This window comes from Pleurocapsa sp. CCALA 161 (assembly GCF_003003995.1).
Taxonomy (GTDB): Bacteria; Cyanobacteriota; Cyanobacteriia; order Cyanobacteriales; family Xenococcaceae; genus Waterburya.
Map to the genome: position 1 here is coordinate 18,493 of NZ_PVWF01000023.1, position 12,606 is coordinate 31,098.

At 40.3% G+C, this 12,606-nt stretch carries 8 protein-coding genes; all 8 read left to right on the plus strand.

Annotated features, from left to right (window positions below):
• Positions 1-44 precede the first annotated feature (44 nt).
• The 8 genes from C7B62_RS07665 to C7B62_RS07695 all read left to right on the plus strand — a co-directional run bounded on the left by C7B62_RS07665 (position 45) and on the right by C7B62_RS07695 (position 12,552).
• Complete coding sequence (locus C7B62_RS07665; protein ID WP_106234342.1) at positions 45-1,142, plus strand: peptidase M42; 1,098 nt, start codon at positions 45-47, stop codon at positions 1,140-1,142.
• A 501-nt stretch (positions 1,143-1,643) separates the two neighbouring features.
• Complete coding sequence (locus C7B62_RS07670; RefSeq protein ID WP_106234344.1) at positions 1,644-1,847, plus strand: hypothetical protein; 204 nt, start codon at positions 1,644-1,646, stop codon at positions 1,845-1,847.
• A 177-nt stretch (positions 1,848-2,024) separates the two neighbouring features.
• Positions 2,025-4,433, plus strand: coding sequence for a GH116 family glycosyl hydrolase (locus C7B62_RS07675; protein WP_106234347.1), 2,409 nt, complete (start codon positions 2,025-2,027; stop codon positions 4,431-4,433).
• Positions 4,434-4,527: 94 nt separating this feature from the next.
• Positions 4,528-5,418, plus strand: coding sequence for a pentapeptide repeat-containing protein (locus C7B62_RS07680; protein WP_106234349.1), 891 nt, complete (start codon positions 4,528-4,530; stop codon positions 5,416-5,418).
• A gap of 231 nt (positions 5,419-5,649) precedes the next feature.
• Positions 5,650-5,880: a hypothetical protein gene (locus C7B62_RS07685; protein ID WP_106234352.1), complete on the plus strand. Its 231-nt coding sequence runs from the start codon at positions 5,650-5,652 to the stop codon at positions 5,878-5,880.
• Complete coding sequence (locus C7B62_RS26080) at positions 5,881-6,087, plus strand: type II toxin-antitoxin system VapC family toxin (RefSeq protein WP_199194100.1); 207 nt, start codon at positions 5,881-5,883, stop codon at positions 6,085-6,087.
• 5 nt (positions 6,088-6,092) lie between these two features.
• Entirely contained in the window at positions 6,093-6,287 is a 195-nt protein-coding gene (locus C7B62_RS26085; protein WP_199194101.1) for a hypothetical protein, read from the plus strand.
• Positions 6,288-6,708: 421 nt separating this feature from the next.
• Entirely contained in the window at positions 6,709-12,552 is a 5,844-nt protein-coding gene (locus C7B62_RS07695) for a translocation/assembly module TamB domain-containing protein (protein ID WP_106234354.1), read from the plus strand.
• Positions 12,553-12,606: the final 54 nt, after the last annotated feature.

Genomic DNA, 12,606 nt, shown 5'->3' on the forward strand with positions numbered 1-12,606 from the left:
AAAAATAATTTAATTTTAGTTCTGGAGATCCGCTATCAGAGCTTATGAACGCTTTTAACTCAACTGCTACCAAAAGTATTCCGCAAATAAAGTCTCCTTCCTACAACTATCCACAGCTAGATGGTTTTTTAAATATCTTGCGACCATTAATTCGCGAACCTTCGGTGGTTGGCTGTGAAGATTCTTTTTTTCGGGTACTTAGCCGAGAATTAGCAGAAATTGGACTCAAGGTACAATATTATCAAGGTGTTCTAGTCGCTCAAGGCAGTAAACCTCACGATTTAATTCTCTCAGCGCATGTCGATCGACACGGCTTATTATGTACTGGGACAAATGAATTTCAATATGCTGCTTTTGTTGCCAGTAACCGTAGTGATTTAACGGGAGATTCTGTTTCCGAACAGATGATGCACACTATTGAAAATCGCTTTCAAGGGCAGCAGGTTCAGGCACACCTACCCTATGTAGGAACGTATTTGGGTCAGGGATATATTACTAATTCTTATATTTGCCCTACGAGAAATAATTTAATTTTTGAGTTAGACGGCTTAGATTTTTTACAGCCAGGTACGCCAGTATCTTTCCTAGATCGTCTTAAGATAGAAAATGACTGTATTTCGGCTCAAATAGATAATGTTGTCAGTGCTGCTATGATTGTCTACCTATTTCGACTGGGTTTTCAAGGTACGGCACTATTTACGGCACAAGAGGAGGCAGGTAAAAGTTGGCGCTATGCTCTTTCTTGGTTTCAACGTCAGCAGCTAACTACACAGCGGTTATTGATTTTAGACACAAGCCCTTATCCAACTCGCGAAGTCGCCGAATTACAGCAGGTTACATTACGTCATCAAGATGCCAGTGGTTATTTTGCAACCGAAATAACTGCCGAATTAGCGCAAAGGTGCGAGAAGATGGGAATTTCTTATTCTTATAAAGACGCTTATATTCAGGCACAAAATAAAATAAATAATACATCATATTCATTAGGTAGAACTGAGTTAGGGCGATTGGCCACTGCAACAGAAGGCAAGATTAACGGTACTACTCTACAAATTCCCTCCACTGATTACCACACCCCTAATGAAACCGCTTCTTTGTCCTCGATAAATGCAGTAATTAAGTTATTAATGTCCTATATATAGTTAAACCGCATCCAGTTTGAAACCAGGAGTTTTTAAGTTAACTATTCGCAAGTTCCACACCCGCGTAGCAATGAACTTCTGTTTAACTTGTTGAAAAACTATGGTTTTCTATTGTGTAAAAAAAGCTATTTAATTTTCCAGAGAAATAAGTAGCTGGGTAAAATTAAATATAAAATAACGGATTCTTATTTTTCTCCCCTATCTCCACTACTCCACTACCTCACATAAGTCTTTAAATTAATTATGCCTAGCTACTTATGTATCTTTAAGGCGATCGCTTTAAAGATTTTTGTGAAATATATAAAAGAATATTATCAATGAGCGATTACTTTAAATTAAATACTTTTACTTTTAAGTTAATAATAATATTCAACTTTTGATATAGAACTTAGAAAAAATAATTTTCTAAGATGACAGCAAATATATAAAATTTATAGATCTGATTCAGCTATTTGCGGCTTCGTTTTTTTGTTAGTTGGCTATTTTTAAAGCCAGAATAATATGAGTATTAATTTATTAACTAAACCCAAATTCGCCCCTAATCAAACAGTTTGCTTTATCGGCGGCATAGGTAAAATTAAAAGTATTCAACAGCAAGATAGTCGTTGGGTTTATACTATCGAGATGAGTATGGGAGTAGAACCCGATTTTGGTAGAGTAGGGGCAAAGACAACTATTGTTTTGGCAGAACAAGATATCCGCTGAGCAAGACGAATCGTTTAAGCTTGGTTATTAATTGGTTGAATAGTAGGCAGTAGATAGTACAAGGGTTAACTTAGTTACCGAAAAGTACTAAAAGATCGCGATTTATCTAGAGATGTTCTGGTTAATCTATAATTTTGCTGTTATCCTGAATCTTGCTTTAACCAGTTATTTGAGCATATGACCAACCAACAGCCAATTCAGATTCCTCATTGTGCCTGGCAACGTTCTATCGGTAAAGGATGGGATCATCCCTACACAGTGCGTTACGCTAGTAATCTGGATGATGGTCCTTGGCATGGAATGCCCTTAGGAGGAATGGGTGCAGGATGTATTGGTAGATCGAGTAAAGGAGATTTTAATCTCTGGCATTTGGATGGGGGAGAGCATATTTTCCAGTCTCTCCCCGCCTGTCAGTTTAGTGTGTTTGAACAGATAGCATCAGCTACTCAGGCTTACGCTTTAAGTACAGAAGCACCAAAGGATAATACTCTGTCTCGTTGGTCATGGTATCCGCAAGAGAAGGGAACTTACAGCGCTTTATATCCCCGCAGTTGGTTTGAGTATCAAGGAGTTTTTACCACAGATATTACCTGTGAGCAATTTTCGCCTATTTGGGCAGAGAATTATCAGGAATCCAGCTATCCCATCGTTAATTTTGATTGGACGATACACAACCCTACAGATCAGCCCATCACTTTGAGTATCATGCTGACATGGCAAAATACTGTTGGCTGGTTTACCAACGCGATTAAGTCACCGACAATTAAAGTGCGGGATGATGGCAGTCCTGAATATGAATATCAACCTAAGTGGCGCGATAGTACAGGGAACTATAACGAGTGGATTCAGGATAACTATCGGGTGGGCTGTTTACTCAATCGGGTGCAGCCTCATGAAAATGTTCAAGAAGGGGATGGGCAAATTGCGATCGCCTCGGTTTATAATCCTAGTGTCGAAGTATTCTATCTCAGCCGTTGGAATCCCGATGGTGACGGTGGGGAAGTCTGGGACAACTTTGCTGCTGATGGTTCTTTGCCCGACTTACAGGATGAAACTCCCGCTGATTCTGCTGAACAAATTGCTTGTGCGATCGCAATTCGCTTTACAGTTAAACCAGGTCAAACTAAGACTATCCCTTTTACTCTAGCTTGGGATTTACCCATCACTGAATTTAAACAGGGCGTTAATTACTACCGTCGCTACACCGATTTTTTTGGACGCAACGGTAAAAACGCCTGGAGTATGGTGCGGACTTCCCTCAAGCATAGTGATTTGTGGCGCGAAAAAATTGAGGCTTGGCAACAGCCGATCCTGCAACGGGATGATTTACCCAACTGGTTTAAGATGGCCTTGTTTAACGAACTATATTTACTGGCTGATGGTGGTACTCTCTGGACTGCCGCTACCGAAGATGATCCTGTCGGACAGTTTGGGGTTTTAGAGTGCCTGGACTATCGCTGGTATGAAAGCCTAGATGTGCGCTTATATGGTTCATTTGGCTTGATGATGCTCTGGCCAAAACTGGATAAATCTGTCCTGGAAGCTTTTGCCCGCGCAATTCCTCACCATGATGATACTCCGCGTATTGTGGGTTACGATCGCTCTAGCGCTATCAGAAAAGAAGCTGGCGCAACTCCTCACGATCTTGGCGCACCCAATGAGCATCCATGGCAGGAATCTAACTATACTTCCTATCAAGACTGTAACCAGTGGAAAGATTTACCCAGCGATTTTGTCTTGCAGGTATATCGTGACTATCTCCTCACAGGAAAAAACGACTCCGATTTCCTTTGGGAATGTTGGCACAGCATTACTCTGACTCTGGCATATCTCAAAAAATTCGACCGCGATAACGATGGCATTCCCGAAAACTCTGGCGCACCAGACCAAACCTTTGACGACTGGAAACTAAGAGGTATCAGCGCCTACTGTGGCGGACTTTGGATTGCAGCACTCGAAGCAGCAATTAAGATTGGTCAGATTCTTCTAACTACTCCTCCAACAAATCCTCAACTACAGCCAGAAAATTTCCCGACAGGTATGCAAAATACCCTTGATATTTATCATAGCTGGTTGCAGCAATCGCGATCGCTCTATCATGATGCTCTTTGGAATGGTGAATACTACCGTCTCGATACCGAAAGTGGCTCTAATGTAGTCATGGCAGATCAACTCTGTGGGCAATTCTACGCTCGTTTACTCGGCTTACCCGACGTGGTAGAAGAGCAATATACTATATCTACCCTCAATAAAATCTATGATGCCTGTTTCCTCAAATTTCATGATGGTAAATATGGTGCAGCTAATGGCGTGTTGCCTGATGGTAGTGCGGTTAATCCTGATGATACCCACCCTTTAGAAGTTTGGACAGGAATTAACTTTGGTTTAGCTGCCTTTATGCTGCAAATGGGCATGAAAGAAGAGGCTTTTAAGTTAACTGAAACTGTAGTGAAGCAAGTTTATGAGAACGGTTTACAGTTTAGGACTCCTGAAGCGATTACTGCGGTGGGGACTTTTAGAGCAAGTCATTATTTGAGAGCGATGGCTATTTGGTGTATTTATGGGGTTTTGAGCGATTGGGAATAAGTGATTCATTTATTGGATAAACCAGCCACACGAAGCTATTTTGTAAAATTGCTAAACTGACAAAGAAATGTGACTTCATCATCAATTAGCAATAGTGGATAGACAAAAGCGACCGTCAGAAAAATTTAATCAGAATAGTCAGCAAGCTGACCAAAGAGGTGAGTTATATTCAGCAAAAGATCATTTATTAGAGAAAAAAACTTCTTGGCTATTAAAAAAACGAAAAGGTGGCAAATCAATATGGGATTGGTTGGATTTACTTATTGTGCCAATACTAATCGCTACAACTGCTGGCACATTTACTTTAATTAATGTTTCACGGCAAATCGAAATATCTAGGCAATTGAATAAGATTTATAAACAAAGAGATAAAGACGAAAAAAATCGTAATCAGCGAAATTTATTGGTCGAATATATGGATGAAATTTCTGGATTAGTCGAGCAAAAATTGCTTAACTTGGATGATGATAATTCAACAACTCAAAGAACTATTGCTAAGGCAAGAACGATTTCTATATTAAGAGCCTTGGATAGCGATCGCAAGGGGGAATTAATTCAATTTCTTAGTACTGCTCAACTAATCGAAGCAGACAACCAAGTTGTTGATTTATTCTCAGCCAATCTTACGAATGCCAATCTGAAGGCATCCATTCTTAGAAAAGCTGATTTGAATGGTACTTTATTGTTTAGATCTAATCTTTGGGGTGCTAATTTAATAGAAGCTGATTTAAGCAAAGCTATTTTAGTAAAAGCCGATCTTGAGGATGCCACTCTTGAGAAAGCTAATCTCGAAAAAACTGATCTTGAAGAAGCTAATCTTAATCGAACCAACTTAAATAAAGCTAATTTTATAGGAGCAATAAATATAGTTCCTGTTCAGATCAAATCAGCTTGTAACTGGGAACAAGCAAAATTCACTGAAGGGTTTAAACAAAAGTTAGCTCAAGAACCAGATCGTAAAGTTGATTGCAGTAGATGGAATTGACACTTAAAGAGAATATTAATTAAACTACAATTGTGACTGTATAAAAATCAAACCATGAGCAAATTGTGGAATCATTCTAAAGTTAAACTTATCAAGTTCTTTAACAATATCTGGGTTATCAAAATCTTTGAAATTCATATTCAAAGAAAAGATTCAGCAAAACTGTAGGCTAGCAAAATTAGTAACTAATCTTGGTTCATAATTGAAAGAGATCGCCTTAAAATAAACAAAATGACATTACAAGAAGTTCTCAAATTAGCCAAACAACTAACTCCCATAGATAAAGTGCGTTTAATTCAACAACTTACTCCAGACTTAGAGAAAGAATTAGAACAACAAAAACCGCACCCCAAAAGATCATTACTAGGTTTATGTGCTGATTTAGGCACTGCACCATCGGCAGAAGAGATTGATCTTACTCGCAGTGAGATATGGGATAGTTTTCCCAGAGAGGACATCTAAATGATTGTAGCGGTGGCAGATACCCATACGATCATCTGGTATTTATTTAATGATGAGAGACTTTCTAACATTGCACGGCAAACAATTGAAACAGCAGCAGTAGATGGAAATCAGATTGGCATTTCTTCGATTACTCTAGCTGAAATAGTTTATCTAATTGAATTGAAAAAAACCGTATTCCAGAACAGACATTTGAACGTTTACTAAATGCAATGGAAGAAGAAAATAGCGTATTAATTGAAATTTCTTTGGATAAAAATGTAGTTAAAACTTTAGTTCGAGTAGACAGAAAACAAATCCCCGATTTACCAGATCGTATTATTGCTGCTACTGCTTTATACGTCCAAGTTCCAGTAATTAGTAAAGACAGAAAAATTAAGTTATCTGATATTCAGACTATTTGGTAATTTTGGTAATCAAAAAAATTGCGATCGCTATGATTAAAATCGTAGTAAAAAAAAGGCGATCGCCTAAAATCGATTTTACTATTGATACAAGCTTTTCATAAAAGTATCATAACTAAAGGCGATCGCTGTGACTCCAAGGGTGTTTGTTTTGTCTAATTTAGGTTTTTAGGTTTCGGCGAAGCTCAGGACAAAAGTTAAACAAGGGAAATCGAAAGCCAAACTAATTTCAACAGCAAACCAAATACATAAATTCATTTTGCTTAAGTATGGTGGTAGTTAAACAACTGCTGCTGTTTTAGGGTTGAGTAATCTCCTCTGGGGGAAGGCAATTTTATCAAAGCAAGGTAGGATCTTAGTCTATTAATTTTTTATTATGCTTAAAAGGTGGTAGTTAGTCCGAACCACTCATAAAGTTGAGATTATGACTAAATCTGTCAACACTCCTCCCAACCCCGAACCTGAGCAACCAAAAGGTTTGCAGCGGTTGTTGAACAAGCTCAAATCTGCTCCCAAAACGTTAGTAGGAGGAGTTGCAGCGATCGCTGCTGTAGGTGGTTTGAGCTACTGGGGAACACAAGTTTTGGTCAAAAATAAATTAGCGCCGTTTTTAGAGAATCAAATCGGCAAGATTATTGAGCGTCCGATTGATTTGGGAGAACTAAAAAATTTTTCTCTCAATGGGGTTGAGTTTGGCAATACGGTTATTCCGCCTACAGCTACTGATCCAGACAAGGTGGAGGTGGAGGGAGTAAAAGTTGGGTTTAATATTATCCCTGTCTTATTTCGTCGCACTTTACCTCTAGAGGTGGCTTTAATTCAACCCGATATTTATCTCGAACAAGAGCAGGATGGGGAATGGGTTAATCTGGACTTTCTTAACCAAGACACTGAAAAAAAAGAACCCTTAGTCTACTTTGATGTAGATTTGGATGTCGAACAAGCCAATATTACCGCTGTACCTTATCAGCAGAATCCGCTTAAAGGAAAGCTAGACGGTAGTGGCAGATATAATCAGAAACAAGCTTTTGCCGAATACGATCTCGACGCAACTATCGAACAGGCTAAAGCAACTATTCGGGGAAAAACTCAGTTAGAAACTGGTAGCACCAATACCAAACTGCTGATAGACAACCTTATTTTGGCAGATGCAGCGACCTTTTTACCAATTCCTCTAGAAATTAATAGTGGGACACTTAATGCCAATTTAGATATTAATATTCCTTCTTTTCAAGAAATTACCGCAGCTAACGTTAAAGGCAAGGTTAATCTGCAAAACCTGTCGGGAGAAGCTACGGATTTAAACGCGCCGATTACGGCTGAATCTAAACTTAATTTTAGTGGTCGTAATGCAAAAGTTAACCAGACTCAGGCAACTTTAGGAGATATTACCGCCCAAGTAGAGGGGCAGGTTAACTTAGATACTGGCTATGATTTAGATGTTGATGTGCTGCCGTTTCAGCTAGCCAGTCTACCTAATCAGCTAACTCAGCAATTGCCTGTGGATGTTGCAGGAGAAGTAGCAGCACAGGTTCAGCTACGGGGAGCAATTAAAGATCCCAAGCTGACAGGCAAGATTAACAATACGCAGACGGTAATTATCGATCAAACTCCACTCCAGAAAATTAATGCCGATTTTCGGGGAGACTTAGATCGAGTCGTTTTAGAAGATGTGCAGGTTATCCCCGTGGCAGGGGGAAAGGTAATGGCGGCAGGGATAATCACTACTAATCTGAGACAGGCTTTAGACAGTAAGCAGCCAATAGATACGGCTAAGATGCCTGTAGCTTTCAACTTTACCGCAGATTTACCCACAGAGAAACTGGTTAACCCTTACTATCAAATACCCCAAGAGGTAGCGGTAGGAGATCTTCAGGCAGAAGGACAGATTGATGGCACTTTGAATAATCCTCAAGGTGCGGTTAAGTGGAATATTGCTGACTCTCGCGCCAGTAATCTAGAAGATCTGGCAGGTTCAGGCGAATTAGTCATTGCCAATCAAAAGATACTGCTTAAAGACACAGAAATTACCTACGGCGAGGGACAAGTAGACTTAACGGCAGATGCCAATTTAGAAACTAAACAATGGCAAGCAAGCCTAGACGCAAATGATCTCAACCTCAGACCCTTTGCTGCTCAGTTTAGTAACCCCAATTTAAACCTGGATCGACCTTTGGGGGTAAATAAGGCTCAGGCTAAGTTTAACGGCAGCTTAGAGCAAATGGCTTTGGAGCAGATTGAGGGGACTGCGAATCTCAACCTAGATGTTAACGGTGGCAATACTATAATTAATAGTCAGCTTAACGAGGGCAATGTTCAAGCCAAGGCAATTACTGACAACATTAAGCTTAATTCCTTAATCCCCAGTCTACCGGTGGCTACATCTTTACAAGCAGGAACAATTACCGCTTCAGGAAAAGTCAAACAATTATTAGCATTTAAAGACAACCCCAGTTTAAATAGTCTCAAAGCTGATGCCGATTTCGATCTACTGGTAGATGGTGAAGCCGTTGCGGTTAACAGCCAATTAAACTCAGGTAAGATTCAGGCTCAAGGCAATACCAGCCAAATTAATCTTAATCGCCTTGTCTCTAATTTACCCGTACCCGCAAAAATTAGGTCAAGCCAGCTAACGGCTACAGGGGAATTACGGCAGCTATTAACTTGGGCTGATAACCCTAGCCTCAGCACTTTTGTTGCGCGTGTAGATGCAGATTTAAATGTGGCTGAGGGGACAGTTAAGGCGATCGCTGATCTTAAAAACAACCAGTGGCAGGCGAACCTAGATGCCAATGATATTAGCTCACAACTACTGCTAGATAAATTCGCTCCCCCTAATCTGGCTGGACTACAGTTAGATAACATCAATGCTCTGGCAAATCTTTCGGGAGATATTCGACCTTTAATTAATAAAAATACTAATATCCCCGTGGCGGTTAACCAACTGACTGTGGATTCGGGAGTACAAAACCTTCAAGCTCAGGGCAATCTTAATCTAGCTAATCTTACGAGTAAGTTAGATGCTGATAGTAATCTGAATGTTAAGGCTAATCTCGACTTCGATCGTCTGCCCATAGATCAGCTAGTGGCACAAACTAGCCAAAATAACGAACTAATCAAAGAGAGCGTGAATGTTAAGGGTCAGGCCGTTTTCAACGGTCAATTTACAGGTCAACAATTACTCTCTGCGCCGACAGAAAACGTCAGCCTGATTGGCAATCTCAATCTAGAGAATTTTGCCTTCAACGAGATTGTTTTTGACCCGATCATGACGGGCAGACTTAATATCCAGCCCCAACAAGAAATTGCCCTCAATCTTCAAGGGTCACAGGACATAATTGCCGCTAGAGCCGTTCCCTGTACTACCAGTAACTGTAGGCTTCCCTATCTACCGACAAACTTAGAAGTGCGTCAGGGAGAAGATACTTCTGAGCCTGTAATAGCTGTTGGCAAGCGTAATGGCGATCGCTTTTCTTTAGATATTGAGAACTTCCCTCTGGCATTACTTAATGTTGCTCCAGGTCAAGCAGCAGGTATTGAAGGCCCAATTAGCGGTACCACCACAGGCTCAGTCGATCTTAATCTTTATACTCTGGCAGCTACAGGAGATATTAAAATAGCTAAACCAGGCTTGGGCTATATTCAAGCCGACCAGCTTAACGCTGACTTTAACTATGACCCCGCTAATAGTCTTGCCGAAATCAGCAGTGCTTCTTTAAGACTAGATCGGAGTCAATATGATTTCAATGCTGCTTTAAATTTAGACACAGGAAAAATCGACGGTAAATTAAACATTCCTCAAGCATATATTCAAGATGCTCTAACTACCCTCAACTGGTTTACTGTCGAAGACGTGATTACCCTGTTGAAGACTCCCAACTATGCAGAACCCTCGGCAATTAGACCCGCACCTGAAAAAGATACGGTCGATCAGTCCATCGCCCGCAAGCTCAATCAGTTACGTAGAGTTAATCGCCAAATCCAGGCAAATGCAGCTAGCCGAAAAGTAGGGAGTATTCCCACCGAACTAGATATTAAAGGCGCATATGCAGGAGAAGTAATTCTCGGCGGGACAATTCAAGTCCCTGAAGCTGATTTTCGAGTTGAGGGCAACAACTGGCAATGGCAACCAGAACAAGCCTACCCCAACATTGTTAATCCTCTGGGCTTGGTGATCGAAGAGTCACAGTATATTGCTTTACCCAAACTGCTGATTGCTGGTCAGCTTCAGGGACAAACAGTAGATTTAGCCGAAGCCAGGCTTGAGGTTCAAGATGCAGCCTTATCTCTTAACGGTAAGTTATCTGCCCAACAATCTGATGCTAAGTTTACTGTGGCTAATTTAACCGTAGACGACATCGGTAGTTTCGTCGATATTCCTGTAGACCTAGCGGGAGAAATCAACAGCACTGGGACAATTCAAGGAACGCTAGAACAGCCTAAGCTAGAAGGGAAGGTAAGTTTTGCCAATGGAGCATTTAACGGTAACCTCTTGCCTGCTAATATAACGGGAGACTTTAATTATGACGGTAGTAAACTGGGCTTTAAAACCACTGCTCCAGATTCAATTCAGGTTGAGGCGAATCTTCCCTATCCAATTATCCCTGGTAAAAGCGATCGCTTTACGGCTAAAGCCAATCTTGAATCAGAAGCCTTTATTTTTCTAGATGCTTTGAGCCAAAATTATCTTGACTGGGCAGGAGGTGAGGGCAATGCTCAACTTGAGGCGAGTGCGCGGCTAGATTTAGACCGAGCAGAAAAAATCTATGATTTGTCTGCTCAAGGAGTATTAAACCTTGATAATGGCGAGGTGATCGTTAAAACACCTTTCTTTACTGAACCATTTCAAGGTACAGGAAAAATTACCATCAAAAACCAAATTATTAATGTTGAGACTCTAGAGGGAACTTTTGCTGATAAAGATTTATCAGCAACAGGTAAATTTCCAATTCTCACCCCAGTAAAAGGTTTAGAAAATCCCTTGACGATTAATCTCCCCCCAGGAGATATTGCGATCGCCAAACTTTACCAAGGCGGAGTTCAAGGGCAGGTAACTGTTACAGGAGCATCTCTTAAGCCAGTAATTGGCGGTGAAGTTACTCTAACTGACGGAAAAGTATCTATTCCTCAAACCAAAACCCCAACGGCAGAAGATACACTGCAAGTCGGTAAATCCTCAGCAATTAATGCGGTGTCAGGAGTTCAGGCAAGTAATAAGGTCAATAGTAAACCACGCCCACAAGCTGCTCAAAAGTCTGTGATCACCAGGTTGAATAATTTGAAGGTCAATCTTAAAGACTTTAAGCTAGAGCAAAATCCTCTCTATGATTTTCAGCTTGAAGGGGGCTTAACTCTCAACGGTACAGCAGATGAACCTAATAATATTATCCCCCAGGGCAAACTAAAGCTGACCAAAGCAAACGTAGATTTATTTAGCAATAGCTTTGACCTAGCTCGTAATCGAGACAATACAATTGTTTTTAATCCCCAAGCAGGTGTCTTTAATCCTGATTTAAATGTTGTTTTAAGAACATCAGTCGAAGATGTCCAAGGAGGAGTAGACAATTTACGTTTGGCAGGATCTAACTCCAACGAAATTGACGATCCTCTAACTCAAGGCAATGATAGTCGGACCGTCCGTATTAACTTGACCATTGATGGGAAAGCTCAAGAAATTTTGCCTAATTTGGGTCAAACAGCTAGTCTTAATTGCAATATCCGCTCTATTAATCAGCCTTTTGTGAAAAATCAAGCCTTTTATAATAAAGCCGAATTGAACCGTTTCACTCAATGTTTTGGCGATAATTTTTCCCTTAATACTAGTGAAAATTCTGATGACACCGCGACTCAGCGTAGCTTAATCGATTCCCCCGCAGTAGCATTAACCAGCATTCCCGCTCTCAATCAGGGAGAAATTCTCAATTTACTGAGTAATCAGTTTATCGGTTTTGCTAAAGATGTTAGTAGTGCTAGTCAATCAGAGCTATTTGATTTAGGGGTACAACGGTTTGTGGTTAATCCTTTTTTTGATAGCGTACTGTATAAAATAGAGGATTCTACAGTAGGTTTAGGGAAGAAAATTGGCTTAGACTATCTAACCATCTATCCCGATTTAGAAGGCACTTACGCAATCAATCAAAGTTCTTCAGTGCGCTTTATCTATAGCCATAATCTGTTTAATCAAGTAATTGAAGGAATTAACGGTACTGGCGATCGGGAAACCAGCAGCAGTAATGAAATCAAACTTGAATACCAAAGAAGGTTTTAACTTTGATCGTTTAGCATAGATTCTGGAACATTAAACTCGTCAAACTCATAGCAG